Source organism: Sphingobacterium sp. xlx-96, from assembly GCF_011007365.1.
In the GTDB taxonomy this organism is placed as follows: domain Bacteria; phylum Bacteroidota; class Bacteroidia; order Sphingobacteriales; family Sphingobacteriaceae; genus Sphingobacterium; species Sphingobacterium luzhongxinii.
On sequence record NZ_WFKM01000013.1, the window covers coordinates 14,499 to 33,410 of the forward strand.

General features: G+C 40.1%; 12 protein-coding genes. 11 read left to right on the forward strand and 1 reads right to left on the reverse strand.

Translation table 11 applies throughout. The annotated features are described in order from the left end of the window. Positions 1 to 154: 154 nt before the first annotated feature. Together G7B20_RS16115 and G7B20_RS16120 are read left to right on the forward strand one after the other, a co-directional pair. The gene (locus tag G7B20_RS16115) at positions 155 to 2,353 is read left to right on the forward strand and encodes a penicillin-binding protein 1A (protein WP_370626387.1); all 2,199 of its coding nucleotides are present in this window, start codon (positions 155 to 157) and stop codon (positions 2,351 to 2,353) included. Between the two features lie 78 nt (positions 2,354 to 2,431). Continuing rightward, positions 2,432 to 5,572 carry a basic secretory protein-like protein gene (locus G7B20_RS16120; RefSeq protein WP_240466028.1) on the forward strand — a complete coding sequence of 1,047 codons (3,141 nt, stop codon included), beginning with the start codon at positions 2,432 to 2,434 and terminating at the stop codon, positions 5,570 to 5,572. A 165-nt stretch (positions 5,573 to 5,737) separates the two neighbouring features. Here the strand turns inward: G7B20_RS16120 and G7B20_RS16125 are convergent, their stop codons facing one another. Then, a complete protein-coding gene (locus tag G7B20_RS16125; RefSeq protein ID WP_164112459.1) occupies positions 5,738 to 6,079 on the reverse strand; it encodes a hypothetical protein in 342 nt (113 codons plus the stop codon). Between the two features lie 104 nt (positions 6,080 to 6,183). Between G7B20_RS16125 and G7B20_RS16130 the strand changes: the two genes are divergently transcribed. The 9 genes from G7B20_RS16130 (at position 6,184) to G7B20_RS16170 (ending at position 18,911) form a co-directional block, all read left to right on the forward strand. After that, positions 6,184 to 6,966, forward strand: a complete 783-nt coding sequence (locus tag G7B20_RS16130; RefSeq protein ID WP_164112460.1) for an XRE family transcriptional regulator — start codon at positions 6,184 to 6,186, stop codon at positions 6,964 to 6,966. Positions 6,967 to 7,150: 184 nt separating this feature from the next. Beyond that, positions 7,151 to 7,615: a ribosome maturation factor RimP gene (rimP, locus tag G7B20_RS16135; protein WP_164112461.1), complete on the forward strand. Its 465-nt coding sequence runs from the start codon at positions 7,151 to 7,153 to the stop codon at positions 7,613 to 7,615. Between the two features lie 2 nt (positions 7,616 to 7,617). Continuing rightward, positions 7,618 to 8,856 carry a transcription termination factor NusA gene (nusA, locus tag G7B20_RS16140; RefSeq protein WP_164112462.1) on the forward strand — a complete coding sequence of 413 codons (1,239 nt, stop codon included), beginning with the start codon at positions 7,618 to 7,620 and terminating at the stop codon, positions 8,854 to 8,856. Positions 8,857 to 8,963: 107 nt separating this feature from the next. Further along, complete coding sequence (gene infB, locus G7B20_RS16145; protein WP_164112463.1) at positions 8,964 to 12,086, forward strand: translation initiation factor IF-2; 3,123 nt, start codon at positions 8,964 to 8,966, stop codon at positions 12,084 to 12,086. Between the two features lie 86 nt (positions 12,087 to 12,172). Beyond that, positions 12,173 to 13,216, forward strand: a complete 1,044-nt coding sequence (locus G7B20_RS16150; RefSeq protein WP_164112464.1) for a ferredoxin--NADP reductase — start codon at positions 12,173 to 12,175, stop codon at positions 13,214 to 13,216. An 11-nt stretch (positions 13,217 to 13,227) separates the two neighbouring features. Then, positions 13,228 to 14,895 (forward strand): PNGase F N-terminal domain-containing protein, encoded by a 1,668-nt coding sequence (locus G7B20_RS16155; protein ID WP_164112465.1) that lies wholly within the window; start codon positions 13,228 to 13,230, stop codon positions 14,893 to 14,895. An 8-nt stretch (positions 14,896 to 14,903) separates the two neighbouring features. Beyond that, positions 14,904 to 15,764, forward strand: coding sequence for a hypothetical protein (locus G7B20_RS16160; RefSeq protein ID WP_164112466.1), 861 nt, complete (start codon positions 14,904 to 14,906; stop codon positions 15,762 to 15,764). Then, positions 15,754 to 16,569: an alpha/beta hydrolase gene (locus G7B20_RS16165; RefSeq protein WP_240452843.1), complete on the forward strand. Its 816-nt coding sequence runs from the start codon at positions 15,754 to 15,756 to the stop codon at positions 16,567 to 16,569. Before G7B20_RS16160 ends, G7B20_RS16165 begins: the two co-directional genes overlap by 11 nt. Before the next feature lie 23 nt (positions 16,570 to 16,592). Continuing rightward, positions 16,593 to 18,911: a TonB-dependent receptor gene (locus G7B20_RS16170; RefSeq protein ID WP_164112467.1), complete on the forward strand. Its 2,319-nt coding sequence runs from the start codon at positions 16,593 to 16,595 to the stop codon at positions 18,909 to 18,911. The last annotated feature ends 1 nt before the right edge of the window (position 18,912 follow it).

An 18,912-nucleotide genomic window follows, 5' to 3' on the forward strand; every position in this document is an offset into this window, starting at 1 on the left:
TTTTATTCATATTTACCGCATGTTTAGACGTGTTAAAAATAGATTTTTACGATATATACTTATTGTCATTTATAGTATCATATTGTTTACCTGTGCCGTACAACTTAATTTTTTAGGTCTATTTGGCTATTCGCCTACAAAAAAGGATATTGTGATGCCAACTTTGAACGTCGCATCTGAGCTGTATACAGCGGATTCAGTCCTTATTGGACGTTATTTTGAAGAAGATCGTGATCCGGTTCCTTTTGATAGTATTTCTAAACATGTACTCGATGCGCTGATCGCGACGGAGGATATCCGTTTTTATAAACATAATGGCGTTGACTTCTTGGGATTGGTTTCTGGAGCTGTATCTACCTTGAAAGGCGATCCAAGAGGAGCCAGTACCATCACGCAACAATTGGCTAAGAATCTTTTCAAAACACGATATGCGCATGCCCAAGGCTATCTCAACAAGATACCAGGCATAAATATTCTGGTGACTAAGTTCAAAGAATGGATGACCGCGTACAAGCTGGAAAATAAGTATAGTAAGAACGAGATCATTACGATGTACTTGAATACGGTGTCTTTTAGCAATAATGCTTACGGTATCAAATCCGCCTCATTGCGCTATTTTAATAAGCAACCTAGTAAACTGGATATCAAAGAAAGTGCTCTCTTGGTGGGTATGCTCAAAGGGACGACAATTTATAATCCAATACGTAATCCGAAAAATGCTATGCAACGCCGTAATGTGGTGTTGGTTCAAATGGAAAAGTCGGGTTATCTAACGCAGGCTCAGGTGACTGATTTTTCAAAAGATTCGTTGAACTTAAATTTGAATTATAAAGATTCTATTGATGGTAATGACTCTTATATCCGTTCGGCAGTAGCTAGATGGCTGGATAAATGGAGTCAGGACAACGAAATTGATATTAACAAGGCTGGGTTAAAGATCTACACAACGATCGACTCGAGGATGCAGAAAATTGCAGAAAAGGTAGTCGCTGATCGAATGGAGGAATTGCAACGCCGCCTAAAGAATACCTGGGGCAGTGAAGAGCCTTGGCGGGATAAAGAAGGTAATGTGATTCCTGAATTTTTGGAAAATCATGCGCGTAAACTACCTTCCTATGCAGGGTTAATGCAAAAGTACAAGAACAATGAGGACAGTGTGTTTGTAGCGATGAAGGAAAAGCGGGAGATGGAGGTTTTTACCTGGAAAGGAATGGAAAAAGTAAACTATTCCACAATGGATTCATTAAAACACTATCTCATGATGCTGAATACAGGTATGATGGCCATGGATCCGTATAACGGTGAAATTAAAGTGTGGGTAGGTGGTATCAATCACAATTATTATAAATTTGATCACGTCAATCAAGCAAAGCGTCAGGCTGGATCTACTTTTAAGCCTTTCGCCTATATGGCGGCTCTGGAGTCTGGAATGACTCCCTGCGATAAATTTACGGATAAACCTGTGAAGATAGAATTCATCAATAAGAAGGGGGAGAATGAAGTATGGGAACCGAAAAATGCAGATTGGAGCGTGTCTTATCAGGAAATGTCACTCCGTTGGGCGATGGCGAGATCGCTTAATACAATAACAGCTCAGGTGACTGAGGCTGTTGGTTGGGATAAAGTAGTCGATGTAGCACATCAGTGTGGTATAGAAAGTAAGTTGGAGTCTGTACCTTCTGTGGGATTGGGATCGAACGATGTATCGGTGTTTGAGATGGTTCGTGCTTATGGTACCTTTATGAATGGAGGAAAGAAGACTGACCCTGTATTGGTGTCTAAGATTGTAGACATGGACGGTAATACAATCGCTACCTTTAAATCTGAGCAGAAGAAAGTGATCGATCCAGAAAACGCTTGGTTGATGACTTATATGCTAAGAGGTACTGTAGAGGAACCTCGAGGCACTTCACAGGCGTTATGGGAGTGGGACTTGTTTAGAGACGGTAATGAAATTGGGGGAAAAACAGGTACATCTTCGGATTATGTAGATGGATGGTACATGGGGGTGACAAAGGATCTTGTAGCGGGGGTGTGGGTCGGCTGCGACGAACAAAGTATACACTTTAAGAATTCTGCTACAGGCGAAGGATCCAAAACGGCACTGCCTATTTATGCACTGTTCATGGAAGAATTGTATAAACATCCTGAACTGGGGGTAACATTTGGAAAGTTTCCTGAATCTACAGTAGAGATAAAAAAAGAATATAGGTGTCCAAGCCCGCGTATTCGGGTGGAGCAACCTAGTGACAGTACGGATACAACAACAGATACTGAAAATTTAGAGGAGTTGGTACTACCAGAACTAGAGGAGTTGGGGCCAACTGGAGCAGGACAGGGCAACGTGAACTAATTGATGAAACGGTGCTATGATTATGAGTTTTTTACGCTAATTATTGATAGATTTATTGAATTATAAATTACGACAATTATGACTAACGGAATGATCCAGTGGGTGACTAAAATAGCTTTAGCTTTTTTATTTTTGATAGTATTGGGCGAGGCTGCACAAGCGCAATACTTTGGGCAGAATAAAATGCGCTATAAGAAGTTGAATTTTAGGGTGTATGACACACCTCATTTTAACCTTTACTATTATTCAAAAAATGATAGTTTGGTCCGTTGGCTTGCCAAAGAGTCTGAGGTGTGGTATGAGCTACATCAACAGGTCTTTCAAGATACATTCTCCCGAAAAAATCCCATAATCGTCTATAATAACCATCCCGAGTTTCAACAGACTACTGCAATATCAGGAGAGATCAGTGTGGGGACCGGTGGTGTGACCGAGGCCTTCAAACAACGGGTAGTGATGCCTATTATGCAGATCAACCAACAGACGCGACATGTATTGGGGCACGAGCTGGTACACGCATTCCAGTACAGGGTGATCATGGAGGGAGGTGATTCTACTCGTCTGGAAAATCTGGGAAACATCCCTCTTTGGATGGTGGAAGGGATGGCCGAGTATTTTTCGATCGGCAAGAAGGATGCTTTTACATCGATGTGGATGCGGGATGCGTATGTAAATAATGATATCCCTTCACTAAAGCAGATGACGGAGCAGTCCTATAACTACTTTCCTTATCGATACGGACAGGCGTTCTGGTCTTATATCGGCTCTACATATGGTGATACCGTGATTATGCCATTATTTATAGAGACGGCGAAATATGGATATGATTACGCTATGCGAAGGGTATTTGGCTATGATTCGCAGACTGTCTCTACACTATGGAAGAATAGTATGGAAAGTATGTATCGTGGATTGGGAAAGGATACAGCATCACGACCAATTGGTGTATCGTTAATTAACCCCTCGAATGGAGGAAGTATGAATGTGTCTCCTACGATATCTCCCGATGGTAAATATGTGGCTTATCTGTCGGAAAAGGATATGTTCAGTATTGATCTGTATCTCGCAGACGCCTATACAGGAAAGATGATCCGTAAGTTAGGAAGTAAATTGACGAATAAAGATATTGACGAGTTTAGTTTTTTAGAGTCTGCGGGTTCATTTTCTCCAGATAGTAAGAAATTTGCATTTTCTGTGTTTAGTGAGGGAAAAAGCAAGTTGATGACAGTGGACGTGGAGACAGGCAAGACTCTATCTGTGCAATCGATGGGGGATATTGTGGAGTTTGCGAATATAACCTGGGCTCCGGATGGTGAAACACTGGCTTTTTCTGGATTGAGCAATGGACATTCGGATCTGTATACCTACAACTTGAAAACGAACAAAGTGACACAGTTGACGAATGATGTGTATTCGGATTTTCAACCAAGCTATTCGAAAGATGGCAAGTATATTGTGTTTAGTACAGATAGATTGGCGTTGCAAAGTGACAACAGAGAGGTGGATATTCCGATGAACTTAGCGGTATTGACAGTGTCTACGGGAGAGATTCGGAATATTAATGTCTTTCCTGGAGCGAATAACTTAAATCCACACTTTTCCTCCAATGGACAGGAAATCTATTTCTTGTCGAATGGAGACGGCTACCGTAATATGTACCGGTATTTGATTGCTTCAGGTACGGTAGAACGCTTGACGGACTATTTCACAGGAATATCAGGGATTACAGAGTATTCTCCAGCGATGAGCATTTCCAATAACGACGAAATAGTGTACTCTTATTTTAAAAAAAATAAATATAATGTCTATAAAGCGAAAAGTTCTGAATTTGAAGCGGTGGTCGTAGACGGAAGTAAAAGTGACTTTACAGCGGCAATGTTGCCTCCATTGATGAGCAGAGGAGTTAACGTGGTCAATACTAACCTGCGTAATTTTAATGTATTCGGTCGTATCGGTGATGAACAGATTAATAATATCGCCTACACGCCAAAATTTAAATTGGACTACCTAGCCAATAGTGGTATTGGGATGTCTGTAGGTTCGCGATATGGTGCGGGGATCTCGAGTGGTGTGCAGGGTATGTTTTCGGATATCTTAGGTTATAATCAGATTTTTGCTGCCTTGAATATTAATGGAGAGATTTACGATTTCGGTGGACAACTGGCTTACATTAACCAACGTAGTCGTATCAACTGGGGAGGAGCGCTGTCTCATATTCCGTATATGTCGGGATATAATATGTATGAGACAGAGGATTTTGGTAACGGGCCGGAGTTGTCGTTGAATACTTATCTGATTCGTACTTTTCAAACGCAGGCGGAAGGATTTGTAGCTTTTCCATTTAACCGTCATCATCGTGTCGAAGCCGGTGCGGCAATATCGCGCTATAGTTATCGCGTGGATAAATGGCGTCAAAGCTATTATTGGGGATATGGTGATCGGCAAAAGATATCGAATGAGGAGGCAGAAGAGGTGCTAGGAATTAGAAGTATGAAGCCTTTTACGCTGCAGCAGGTGAATGCCGGTTTTGTTGGTGACAATGCGGTATTTGGTATAGCAGCGCCACTGCAGGGGTACAGATACCGATTCGGTGTAGAGCAATATTTTGGAGATTATAGTTTTACCGCGCTGAATGTAGACTTGAGAAAATACCACAGGCTTAAACCTGTGACGATAGCAGGGCGTGTATATTCGTATATGCGTACCGGAAAAGATGAGAAAGCTCTAAACCCGTTGTACATCGGGTATCCGTACCTGATAAGAGGTTACGAAACGGGAAATTTTGACGCACAGGGTAAAGTGAATTTTTCGGATCTGATCGGAACACGTATGGCTATAGCGAACCTTGAGGTACGTATTCCATTTACGGGGCCTGAGAAGCTTGCTGTAGTTAAGTCTGGTTTTTTATTTTCGGATCTGAACTTTTTTATTGATGGAGGTCTGGCATGGCGCGGCGGCGATCAGATTAAATGGGACAAAACGGATGCAGATAAGGTACCTGCAGTTGATGGACAGGGAAAACCTATTATAGATCCAGAAACCAATCAGCAGGTGATGGAATACAGTGAAAATGTCAGAGTGCCAATATTTAGCGCAGGGGTATCATTGCGTGTCAATCTTTTTGGCGCAATGATATTGGAGCCGTATTACGCTATCCCATTTCAAAAGACCCGTTCAAAATTTGGTGCTTTTGGATTAAACTTTACGCCGGGATGGTAGTCTATACCTAAAACATATGCGATATATGTTGAGGTTGTTAAGGGTCGTTGTTTAGACTAAGGTTTAAACAACGACTTTTTTTATGAATATTATAATGTCCTTAAATAGAATTGAGGACTTTTTTATACAACTTATTCTAGTATATCACAACGGAATCAAATTGGCTTAGTAAGCGGACACAAGAGTCTGTGAAAGATGTATTGTTGCGGGGTTGGTCATACCAGCGTTTAACGATGTTATATTTAGCCAATTCGGATTGTGTCTTCTGATTAATCGTTCTTTCTGCATGCGTGTAAAGCGGGTCAGTTCTATCAGACGTTTTTGTGCGATATCAAAAGACGAAAATTCTTCTACGTGTACAATACGATTAAATTTAGGTGACCTACCTGAGCTGTGGATAGAGTGGAATTGCAGATCGGATGATTGTGTCATTAAATCTTGTGTATATCCAGCTTCAACAGATACTCTGTTAGGGTCTGTAGCGATGTAAATTAGGTGTTTTTTCATGTGATATACTAAATTATTTGGTTGTAGTTTTATTTTTTACTAATTTTATTGGCACAATGTTACTAATAAAATTAGTTTTTGAAAAATATATTTTAAAATAATTTATGTCAAACATAGCATCAAACCTGAAGTTCTTAAGAAAAAGGGCTAAACTAACACAGCAACAATTTGCTGATGTAATGGATATTAAGCGTGCATCGGTAGGAGCGTACGAAGAAGATCGTGCTGAGCCTAAATATAGTTTGCTAAAAAAAATAGCTTCTTATTATGATCTATCAATGGACGAATTGGCAAATGATCATATTGACGAGAATTGGAAGCCCGTGCCAAAGAGTAATGCCTCTAACTTACGGGTGCTGAGTGTTACTGTGGATGGGGAAGATCGTGAAAATATAGAATTGGTGCCTACTAAGGCCAGCGCCGGTTATTTAAATGGTTATGGGGATCCTGAGTTCGTGAAGGATCTTCCAAGGTTTTCTCTGCCGATATTTAGACAAGGGACCTATCGGGCTTTTGAGATTAAAGGTGATTCGATGTTGCCAATGCCAAGCGGTACTATAGTGGTAGGCGAGTATGTGGAAAATTGGCACGATATAAAACCTGGACAGACTTATATCGTAGTCTCTAATAATGAAGGTGTCGTTTATAAGCGTATTGCATTTAAATATAAAGACGAAAAAGGGCTGAAGCTACTTTCGGATAATAAAGTGTATGAACCCTATTGGGTTCCTGCAGAGGAAATTCTTGAAGTATGGAAAGCTAAAGCTTATATTTCGACGGAGTTTCCGGAACCGAATGTGGAGCCTACTATGGAATCCTTGACATCCATGATGGCACAGATGCAAAAAACAATAAATGCTGTAGTGGATACAAAAAAGATTTCCTAGTAAGGTTTGTAATGAAAGGGATGTTTTTTGTTTCCAAAATCAATAGTATAAATGGAAATGAATAGCTTCTGTAAAAATATATGCTTATGGGTTGTTTTTTTGAAAAAAAACACCTACTTTTGTAATATCTGAAAGGAAGGGGGCATGGTTTGCCCCCTTTTTTAATTGAATTTTTAATAAGCTTATGCAGGTTGAACAACGTGTTAAAGAATTGGTAGAGGAAAAGATTGCGGATCGAGCAGATCTTTTTATCGTTTCTATAAAGATGTTAAAAAATGGAGTTCTGGAAATTCTATTGGACGGAGATAATGGAATCTCAATTGAAGATTGCGTAGGGGTAAGTAAGCATGTTGGTTTTCATCTAGAGGAGGAAAACGTTATTGAGAATGCGTATCGCCTTGAAGTGTCCTCTCCTGGAATAGACGGCGGCCTAATGTCACTTAGGCAATACGCTAAAAATATAGGGCGGAATGTTCGTGTTAAACTGGTTGATGGAGTTAAGCACGAGGGTAAGCTGTTAAAGGCGTCGGAGTCCGAGATAGTCATAGCAGAGACAACAAAAGAAAAAGGGAAAAAGGCTGAAGTAAAAGAAGTCATGCTTCCAATGGATCAAATAAAAGAAACAAAGGTGTTAATTTCATTTAGTTAAAAATGAGCAGCAATATTAATTTAATTGACTCTTTTCAGGAGTTTAAAGAGTTCAAAAATATCGACCGTCCGACGGTAATAACCGTATTAGAAGAAGTGTTCCGTAGCATGATTCGTAAACGTTTTGGTACAGACGAAAATGTTGACGTTATTGTGAATCCGGATAATGGGGATTTGGAAATGTGGAGAACGCGTGTTGTGATGGAAGATGGGTTTTCGGAAGACGATGATTTGGAGATTGAATTAGCTGAAGCACATCAGTTTGATCCTGATTTAGAAGTCGGAGACGACTATATCGAACAGATTACTTTGGAAAGTTTTGGCCGTCGTGCTATTCTGGCTGCACGCCAGACTTTGGTTTCTAAAGTGTTGGAATTGGAAAAAGATGAGGTCTTTAAAAAATATAAAGATCGTGAAGGTGAACTTGTGATCGGTGAAGTTTATCAAATATGGAAAAAGGAGATTCTTGTGCTTGATGAGGATGGCAATGAATTGATTTTGCCAAAAACAGAACAGATTCCTGCCGATTACTTTAAAAAGGGTGATAGTATCCGTGCCGTAGTATACAAGGTGGATATGATGAATAGTAATCCTAAGATTATTATTTCTCGTACTGCACCGGAATTTTTACAGCGTTTGTTTGAATTGGAGGTTCCTGAGATTTTTGATGGTTTAATTACGATTAAGAAGATTGTACGCGAACCCGGAGAGCGCGCTAAAGTAGCGGTTGAGTCTTACGACGATCGTATCGATCCAGTAGGAGCATGTGTGGGTATGAAAGGATCCCGTATCCACGGTATCGTACGGGAGTTGCGTAATGAGAATATTGACGTGATTAATTTCACAACGAATCATTCTTTATATATCACGCGTGCACTGAGCCCTGCTCGTATCTCCTCAATAAAAATTGATGAGGACGAGAAGACGGCTGCTGTTTATTTAAAACCAGATCAGGTATCATTAGCTATCGGCCGTGGAGGACACAATATTAAGTTGGCAGGCAAATTGACCGGATACGAGATTGATGTATATAGAGAGAATGATGAGGTAGAGGAGGATGTGGATATTGAAGAATTCGCAGATGAAATCGACAGCTGGATCATCGATGAGTTAAAACGCGTTGGTCTGGATAGTGCGAAGTCTGTGTTGTCATTGTCATTAGAAGAATTGACACGACGTACAGATTTAGAAGAAGATACTATTCAAGAGATAGTACGCATTTTGCAGTCGGAGTTTGAATAAGCTTCGATTGCCCCTACGGATATTGCATATTAAATGTAAATATTTGTTAATTGCGAGTAAAAAAAACATATTTTTGTAGTAATAGATTTTTAGAGGTTAATAAATAGATGACAGAAGGTAAAAGCATAAACTTACTCAAAGCAGCAAAGGAACTTAATATTGGTATAGGTACTGCAGTGGAATTTTTAAGTAAAAAAGGTTTTGACGTAGAAGCAAAGCCTACAACAAAATTAACTGGAGATATGTATGGTGTTCTTTCGCGCGAATTTCAAGGTGATAAAATCGCAAAGGATGAAGCTAAGCAAATTGTTATTGGTAAAATCCGCCGTGATGAATCTCCTTTGGGCGGGAATGCAACCGTGCCTCAAGATTCTACGACCTCTAAAAGAGATGAACATAATGATGATACAGATGGTCTTTTGATTAAGAATGTATCAACATCTGCTCCTGTAGAAAAGGAAGCTCCTGCTAAACAAGAAAAAGAAGAGGAGCCTGCTGCAGGAGGACACCTTAAGGTTATTGGTAAGATAGATCTTGATAGCCTGAATAAGGGTAAGTTTAAAAAGAAAGAAGAAGCGGTTGAAAAACCAGAGGTTAAAGCAGAGCCTAGGATTGAGGTGAAGGCAGAACCAGTTGTAGCGCCTATAAAGGAAGAACCTAAAACTGTAGAAACGCCTAAACCTGTAGAAACATCAAAGCCTGTTAAAGAAGAACCTAAAGCGGCAGAGCCAGTAAAACCTGAAGTAAAGGTAGAAGCTGCTCCTATTGAGAAGCCAGCTGTAGTCAAACCTGTAGAAGAGGTAAAACCTGTGGTAGAAAAACCTGAACAAAAAGTTGAAGTTAAAAAGGAAGAAATTAAGGTGGAGAATAAACCTGTTGTAGAATCTAAACCAGTAGAGGAACAGAACGAAGTGATTCGTGCGCGCTCCGAAAAACTGGAAGGGCCAAAAGTAATTGGTAAAATTGAATTGCCAACTTTCAAGCCTAAAGATAAGCCTGTCGCTTCATCATCTAACGCAAATCAAGATAATAAGCGCAAACGTAAACGTACAAATAAACCTGGTACACCTATTTCTCCGAATGCACAGGGAGGACAACAAGGGGGAACTCAAGGACAGCATAGACCAGGCGGTTTCCAACAAGGAGGAGGCCAAGGTCAAGGCCAAGGTCAAAATAGACCAGGAGGCTTCCAACACGGAGGAGGCCCTAGAGGTAACAATAATAACCGTCCAGGTGGAAATGCACCTGCAGGAAGAGGTAAGTTTGATCCTAGAAATAGAGGTCCGAGACAAGATGCCGCTCCTAAAGGAGAGTTGTCAGAAAAGGAAATCCAAGATCAGATTAAAGCAACTTTAGCTCGTTTGAGTGGTGCTGGTAAGTCCGGTAAGTTTGCTCAACGTGCCAAATTGCGTAGACAGAAGCGTGATGATGTAGCTTTATCGGCAGAAGAGGCTGCATTGGAACAAGAAATGATGTCCAAAGTATTGCGTGTTACAGAATTTGTAACAGCAAATGAGTTAGCAAACTTAATGGATGTTCCTGTTACGAAAGTTATCGGTACATGTATGAGCTTGGGAATGTTTGTCTCGATCAACCAACGTCTTGACGCTGAAACCTTAGCTATTGTAGCGGATGAATTTGATTACAAAATCGAATTTATAAAACCGGAAGATGAGGAAACTACAGAACTAGAAGAAGCTGACAACGAAGATAACTTGATACCTCGTGCTCCGATTGTTACTGTAATGGGACACGTCGATCACGGTAAAACATCTTTATTGGATTATGTCCGTAAAGCAAATGTAACTAAAGGTGAAGCAGGTGGTATTACGCAGCACATAGGTGCATACGCAGTAACGCTTGACGGAGGTCGGAAGATAACTTTCTTGGATACTCCTGGTCACGAAGCATTTACAGCGATGCGTGCCCGTGGTGCGAAGGTAACGGATATCGTTATTATCGTAATCGCTGCGGACGACGCCGTGATGCCGCAAACAAAAGAAGCAATTAATCATGCTCAGGCTGCTGGCGCACCTATTGTATTCGCTTTCACGAAAGTGGACAAACCAGGCGCTAATGCAGACAGAATCCGTGAACAGTTGTCTGCGATGAATATTCTTGTAGAAGACTGGGGCGGAAAATTCCAAGCGCAAGAAATTTCAGCAAAAACAGGTGAAAATGTGGAGTTGCTATTAGAGAAAGTATTGTTGGAGGCTGAGATGCTTGAGCTTAAGGCTGATCCTACAAAACGTGCTGTAGGTTCGGTAATCGAAGCTGCTTTGGATAAAGGACGTGGTATTGTAACTACGGTGATGGTACAAGGTGGAACTCTACGTGTTGGAGATGCTATTTTAGCAGGTTCGCACTCTGGTAAAGTGAAAGCGTTGACTAATGAACGCGGTGAGCGTGTGAAAGAGGCAGGTCCTTCGGTACCGGTTCAGATTCTTGGTATGTCGGGTGCACCTACCGCGGGAGATAAACTGTACGTGATGGAGAGCGAATCGGAAGCTCGTATAGTTGCGAATAAACGTTTGCAATTGCAACGTGAACAAGGTATGCGTGCTACGAAACACATTACACTCGATGAGATAGGTCGTCGTTTGGCAATTGGTAACTTTAAAGAACTTAACATCATTGTTAAAGGGGATGTGGATGGATCTATCGAAGCTTTATCCGACTCTTTATTGAAGTTATCTACGGATGAGATTCAGGTTAATATCATTCACAAATCGGTGGGCGCTATCTCGGAGTCTGACGTGTTGTTAGCATCTGCATCGGATGCTGTGATCATCGGTTTCCAAGTAAGACCTACTCAAAATGCACGTAAGCTAGCTGAGGCTGAACAAATTGATATCCGTTTATATTCTATCATCTACGATGCTATCGAAGAGCTTAAATCGGCGATGGAAGGTATGTTGGAACCTAAGTTTGAAGAGAAGATTGTTGCAGAGGTTGAAATCCGTGAGACATTCAAAATCACGAAAGTGGGTACAATTGCTGGATGTATGGTCACTACAGGTAAAATCACTAGAAACAACGATATCCGCATAATCCGCGATGGTGTCGTAGTTCATACCGGTAGACTAGCTTCATTGAAACGTTTCAAAGATGACGTAAAAGAGGTTACTCATGGTTATGAATGTGGTCTTCAAATTGATAAATACAACGATATACAGGTAGGTGACATCGTGGAAGCCTACGAGCAAGTAGAAGTAAAACGTAAATTGTAATTTACCGTATTTAATATATTTAATCCCAACCAATGCGGTTGGGATTTTTTTGCTTTAAACGGTTTAAGTTTTCTATCTTTAGCTCTATGTATAAGTTTAGAATCTCGGATATAATAAAGCACCCAAATCATAATATTTCTATTCGTTTTGAGGATTTGTCGGGAAATTTTCCCACCTATAAAGCTGGACAATTTTTAACACTATGCTTCGAGTTTGCTGAACGCGAAGTAAGGAGATCGTATTCGTTTAGTAGCTCGCCAGATGTGGAAGAACCCTATGAGGTAACTGTAAAGCGCGTAGACAACGGAGAGATTTCTAGACTATTGCATCATAGTACTTCTGTCGGCGATGTTATTGAAGTGATGGATCCCCAAGGATTATTTATATATGAACCCGTTAAGGAGGTTCGTAGAACTGTTTTTCTCTTTGGAGCAGGAGTAGGTATCACTCCACTGTTTTCTATTCTTAAGACCGCACTAACCCGAGAGGACAACAGTAAAGTGATCCTCGTTTATAGCAATAGTAGCAAGGAAAATACGTTGTTTTATAAAGAGTTGCTTCATTGGAAAGAAATGTATCCCGAACGACTGAAAATAGAATTTATCTGGTCTAATACGAAGAATCTTTTGAAAGCCAGATTGAATCGGGAGTATCTTATTGAATTAGTCAAAGACAACTTGGAAGAAGGAACGAAAAGTATATTTTATACCTGCGGACCTTTGTTCTATATGGATTTGTGCCGTTTTACGCTCTTGGGGATGGGCTTTCCGGATGAAGATATAAGAAGGGAAACTTTTCATTTTCCGGAAGAGGAGGAGGATGAAGATGAGAAGGAAGAAGAACCGGTAGACAAAACTTCTTACGACATCACGCTGAAATTTGATGGTCGGCAATACTTATTGACGATTCCTTACAATAAAAGTGTGTTGGATGTAGGGTTGGAACATAAGATAAAGTTGCCCTATTCCTGCAAATCCGGTATGTGTAGTACTTGTATATCTCAAGTACAAGAAGGCGCAGTACGGATGGATTATAATGAAGTATTAACGGATAAAGAGGTTACTAATGGAAAATGTTTGATATGTACCTCGCACCCAATTGAAAACGGAACTGTAATTGAAGTATTGTAAATAGAATAATTATGAAGAAAATAGTCTGGATAATCCTATGTCAGTTGTATGTGATGATAGGTATGGGACAGGATGTATATAAGATAACCTATCACTATTTTAGGGATGGCGCTATAACGAAGCAAGACCCGGTAATTGTATACGCTTCCAAAAATAAGACCATAATAACGAAACAGAGTGTGATAGGCGGAAACGTTAGATATCCTTATGAGGAGTCTTACGTAGATTTCGGGGAAAAGACAATGATTAAGCAATCAGCATTATCTTCGGATAAGAAGATCGCGACACTGGATGAACAGGCGTTTGTACGCTATAGTTATACTATTGCTGACGATAGGAAGAAAGTTCTGGATCGGGAGGTGCGCAAAGCAACAACTTCGGTGAACTCGAATGCGATAGAACTTTGGTATAATAAAGATCTTGGAATAAACGCATCCCCGAATGATATGGGACTTGATCTGGGCTTGGTAATGGAGTATCGGCGTAACGGCAATTCGGGTCTTGTTGCGACGCATGTGGAGCTGGTAAAATCTTTACCTAGCCTGTTGAAATTTCCAGATAAAAATTTGTTGTTAGATGGATTGACCTATAAGGATATTTTATGGAAAAGTCGATTTATACAAGTTCCTATCTTCAAAAACGAACAAATATGCTTTCAACCGGGAATCAAATCGGATTCCATAATGAGATTTGCAGAAGGTACAGTGATAATGAAGCGAATCCGCATACCGGAGGTATCAGAAAATAGCCAGGCTTTTATCGAGTTGGTCGAGAAATCTAACGGAGATGCTTATGATAGAACGGGATCGGTATTTATGATTGCAGAAGATCAAAACCTGAGCTTTCTGGACGGTATGAGAAAGGGTATGAAGACATTGCCTGCTTACGAAAATGGGGATGGACAATCTTATCTGGGAATGGTACGTACTGCAGGATATTCGCCGATTTTTGAACTGATGCGTTTCTTTACGCCTTTTGGTGTCTCGCATTTTAATGGACGATTGTCACTTAAGGATAAAACCTGGCAGGACAGTGTAGTATATAGACAGGATATTTCTGAGTTTTTGAAGGTAATGGCCGGGAAGAATGTTTATATTGGCACTTATATAGGAAACTACGATAAGGGAGGACATAAAGTGAGTTTGGAGTTGACAATACACCCGGGAGGCTCAAACTATGCTAAAAGTGTAGATATGCTCGCTTTATTCAATACGACGAACGTAATGGAGATGGGAGGGCAAGGGTATCCTACATTATTTGGTCAAGAAAAGGGTCTTGAATTTGAGTTTGTTCTGGATAAGGATGTTAAGAATGCAAAATTACGTTATATAACGACTGGCCATGGTGGATGGGGTAATGGAGATGAGTTTGTCCCTAAAACAAACAGGGTGTACTTGGACGGACAGTCGATGTTTCAGTTTACTCCGTGGCGTGTTGATTGTGGGAGCTATAGACTGTATAATCCTGTGTCAGGAAATTTTGAAAATGGATTGTCTTCTTCTGATCTAAGTAGATCTAATTGGTGCCCCGGTACCATTACCTATCCTATCTTTATTGATTTCGGGGATCTCAAAGCAGGTAAACACAAACTTCGTGTGCAAATACCACAGGGGCCGAAAGAGGGAGATAGTATGAGTTTTTGGAATGTAAGTGGAGCTCTGGTATTTGATAAAGAATAAATGTAATAATGTGGATAACATATGTCTGGTTGACAGCTTTTTTGCTTGTATTTAGTGCAAGTATTACTGTAGCTCAGGATCCTGTAATAATTGGTAATTTGCGTAGTTCTGCGCTCACCGAAGTGTCTGGGATTACGGCTTCAGCCTATGGTAGTAAAGTATTCTGGGTACACAATGATAGTGGTGATCGGTCTGCTATTTACGCAATCGGTAATGAAGCTGGGCTGATAGCTACTGTCGAACTAGGGGGAGTCACATTGGTAGATGCGGAGGATATTGCCGCCCTGAGCATAGGTGGTATATCCTATCTGCTATTAGCTGATATGGGCAACAATCTACGGGACAGGGATACATTGTCTCTGTTTTTATTCAAAGAGCCTATCCTAGAACCAGGTCGTGATAACTACCGCATTGAAGCAGATGAAATCCGGGAAATCAAATTTAGATATAAGGATAAAAGACGGGATGCTGAGGCATTATTTGTAGATCCGATAGATAACAGGATATATATCGTCTCAAAGAGAGACTTTAAGTCTACCGTATTTAGCTTATCACTCTCTGCCTTTCAAGAGGAGAGCGTGTACGAATTAGAACCTCAGATGCAATTGCCTTTTACTTTTGTAACGGCAGCTGATATACGGCAAGATGGTAAATTCATCCTTATTAAAAATTTGAATTCAGTATTCCTGTGGGAACGTAAAAAGGGACAAGACATAATTTCTACCTTGAAAGGAGACTTTAAAAACATACCTTACAAAATAGAACCTCAAGGGGAAGCTATTTGTTTTGATCGGGATGATCGTTTCTTTTATACAATTTCTGAACGACCTTTTGGTCTAGATGCTTATCTTTATAAATATGATTATTGATACTATGCGTTATTTTTTACTTACGACATTATTCTTTTTGGGCCTTCAGTTAAAGGCCGCTCAGGTCGATACTGTTGAAGTTTTTTCCGAAAGTATGGGAAAGAAGATTAAAACGGTTGTAATTTTTCCGGAAAACCAAAGTAAGCCGGTTCCTACTTTATATTTATTGCATGGTTACTCCGGAAACTATTCTAATTGGGTAAATAAAGTGCCTTATATTAAGACACTGGTAGATAGGTACAATTATGCTGTTGTGTGCCCAGATGGTGGTTACGGTAGCTGGTACTGGGATGTGAAAAATGACAAGAATAATCAGTATGAAACGTTTGTTTCGAAAGAACTTGTCGCTTATATCGAAAAAGAATATGTGGTGTGTACGACTAGAGAAGGAAGGGGGATTTCCGGATTAAGTATGGGAGGACATGGTGCTATGTATTTAGGAATAAGACATCAAAACGTCTATGGTGCTATTGGTAGTACGGCAGGAGGGGTTGACTTTAGGCCTTTTCCGAACAACTGGGAAATAATCCAAAGATTAGGCACTTATGCTGAAAATAAGGAAATATGGGACAGTCATGTGGTTATGGAAATGCTACATTTAATAAAACCCAATAGCTTGAAGTTTTTTATCGACTGTGGCACAGAAGATTTTTTTTATACGGTTAATAAAAAGTTGCACGAGAGGATGACATACCTGAACATACCTCACACTTTTGTATCCATGCCCGGTAAGCATAACTGGGATTATTGGGCGCAATCGGTGCAACTGCAAATGGCTTTTTTTGATCAGTTTTTCAGAAATTAATCTACCTATCCCTAATTCATTATATGCGTATACTTGTCTTTGTATTTTTAAGCGTATTTACATTTGTTACCGCTATCGCACAAGAGAAAAAAACGATAAGTGGGTACGTGAAGGACGCTTCTTCGGGGGAGCTTTTGATCGGTGCTGTTGTGCAGGTGAAAAATCAGAACCTAACCGCATCGACCAATAGTTATGGCTATTTTTCTATAGATGTAGCAGAAAGGCAGGCTGAGATAATTGTCTCCTTTGTAGGTTATAAACCAATAGTTGTTAAAGTTAGTGTCTCGGAAGGCAAACGGTTATCTTTTGAACTCGATCCTGTAGAGAATGTATTGGAAGAAGTCGTTATTTCTGGTAGGAAGAGAAACGATAATGTAACCAATGCCCAAATGGGGGCACTGAATTTCACGATGGAAGAAGTGAAAAATGTTCCGGTGTTATTTGGGGAACGAGATATCTTAAAGACAATACAGATGCTTCCAGGTGTAGCTAAAGGAGGAGAGGGCTCCTCTAACTTTTACGTGAGGGGTGGTGGTGGTGACCAGAATTTAATTCTCTTGGACGAAGCTACTGTATATAATGCATCGCATCTAATGGGGTTTTTCTCTACATTTAATTCAGATGCTATTAAAGACATCGCCTTGTATAAAGGAGGGATACCTGCTCAGTATGGAGGAAGAGCTTCTTCGGTGTTGGACATACGTATGCTCGATGGTAATAATAAAAAATTCGCTGCTGAGGGAGGTTTGGGATTGATTGCTTCGCGCTTGAAACTAGAGGGACCAATCGTCAAAGATAAAAGTTCATTTATGATCTCTGGTAGACGTACCTATGCCGATTTGTTTCTGAAGTTATCAGATGATGAGACGGTAAATAAGAGTAAGCTATACTTTTATGACCTGAATGCGAAAATGAATTATAGGTTTGATGATAAAAACACGCTGTATCTATCGGGATATTTTGGAAAAGATGATATGGGATATGGTGATTTGTTTAGTTTTGACTGGGGAAATGCTACTGCTACCGCAAGGTGGAATCATGTTTTTAACGAAAAGCTATTCAGTAATACTACCTTAATCTATAGTGATTTTACTTATAATGTAAACGTGTCGAATGATGATAGTGACTTTGAAATCGCTTCGAAAATAGAGAATGTTAATCTTAAACAGGACTTTTCGTATTACCGGAATAATCTTAATACATTTCGTTTTGGGGTAAATGTATTACGCCAGAAAATATCACCAGCAAGTCTAAATGCGACTAATAGCTCGTCTGTGAACTCGCTTGATATTGAAAAAAGAAATGGCATAGAACTAGCTGCTTATGGTTCTCATGAATGGAAGCCTTTAAATTGGTTGTCCGTGATTTATGGCGTCAGACTAACCGATTTCTTGGTAAAAGGACCTGGGACATTCTATACATTTGATGAAGATGGTCAGGCCAGTGATAGCCAGGTGTATGGCAGCACTGTAATAAAGCATCATTTTAATATTGAGCCTCGACTGTCCATGTCCTTGATTTTGAACGCCCGAAATAGTATCAAAGCATCATTTAACCGCGTCACGCAAAATCTGCATCAACTTACAAATACCACATCTTCGCTACCTACAGACCAGTTTGTATTGAGCAGTGTGAATATTAAACCGCAGTATGCTGACCAAGTAGCCTTAGGTTATTTTAGAAATTTTGCGGATAATAGTTTTGAACTGTCCGTAGAATCCTACTACAAATTCATGGGCAATCAGATAGACTTTAGAAACGGTGCCGACTTGCAGGCTAATAAATTCTTGGAAGGAGAATTGTTGTTTGGGAAAGGAAGGTCTTATGGAGTGGAATGGTTATTACGGAAGACGAAAGGTCGTTTCAATGGCTGGATAGGCTATACGCTAGGAAAAAGTGAAAGACAATTTGACCAAATCAATGATGGAAATTGGTTTAATGCGCGTCAGGATAGAACGCATGACGTTTCAGTTGTTGCCATGTATGAATTAACTAAAAAATGGAGTTTGGGGGCTAATTTCGTGTATTACACGGGAAATGCCATCACCTTTCCAAGTGGCAAATATAGCGTAAACGGTAATACGATGTTTTATTATACTGAACGGAATGGCTACCGTATGCCTGACTATCATCGATTAGATATTTCGGCTACATATGAGCCTAAACCACTACACAAACGTTTTCGCTCAAGTTGGTCATTTGGTCTCTACAATGTTTATAACCGAAAGAATGCCTATATCATTGATTTTAGAGAGAATGAAAATAATGCAAACATTACCGAGGCTTACCGCATAGCTTTGTTTGGAGCTATTCCATCGGTTACCTGGAACTTTAAATTTTAAA

Excerpts from the sequence above, each read along its gene's own strand:
- G7B20_RS16130 (WP_164112460.1), top strand. The coding sequence starts at position 6,184 with ATGTCAAACATAGCATCAAACCTGAAGTTCTTAAGAAAAAGGGCTAAA.
- infB (WP_164112463.1), top strand. The coding sequence starts at position 8,964 with ATGACAGAAGGTAAAAGCATAAACTTACTCAAAGCAGCAAAGGAACTT.
- nusA (WP_164112462.1), top strand. The coding sequence starts at position 7,618 with ATGAGCAGCAATATTAATTTAATTGACTCTTTTCAGGAGTTTAAAGAG.
- G7B20_RS16165 (WP_240452843.1), top strand. The coding sequence starts at position 15,754 with ATGATTATTGATACTATGCGTTATTTTTTACTTACGACATTATTCTTT.
- G7B20_RS16155 (WP_164112465.1), top strand. The coding sequence starts at position 13,228 with ATGAAGAAAATAGTCTGGATAATCCTATGTCAGTTGTATGTGATGATA.
- G7B20_RS16170 (WP_164112467.1), top strand. The coding sequence starts at position 16,593 with ATGCGTATACTTGTCTTTGTATTTTTAAGCGTATTTACATTTGTTACC.
- G7B20_RS16115 (WP_370626387.1), top strand. The coding sequence starts at position 155 with ATGCCAACTTTGAACGTCGCATCTGAGCTGTATACAGCGGATTCAGTC.
- G7B20_RS16150 (WP_164112464.1), top strand. The coding sequence starts at position 12,173 with ATGTATAAGTTTAGAATCTCGGATATAATAAAGCACCCAAATCATAAT.
- G7B20_RS16125 (WP_164112459.1), bottom strand. The coding sequence starts at position 6,079 with ATGAAAAAACACCTAATTTACATCGCTACAGACCCTAACAGAGTATCT.
- G7B20_RS16160 (WP_164112466.1), top strand. The coding sequence starts at position 14,904 with ATGTGGATAACATATGTCTGGTTGACAGCTTTTTTGCTTGTATTTAGT.
- rimP (WP_164112461.1), top strand. The coding sequence starts at position 7,151 with ATGCAGGTTGAACAACGTGTTAAAGAATTGGTAGAGGAAAAGATTGCG.
- G7B20_RS16120 (WP_240466028.1), top strand. The coding sequence starts at position 2,432 with ATGACTAACGGAATGATCCAGTGGGTGACTAAAATAGCTTTAGCTTTT.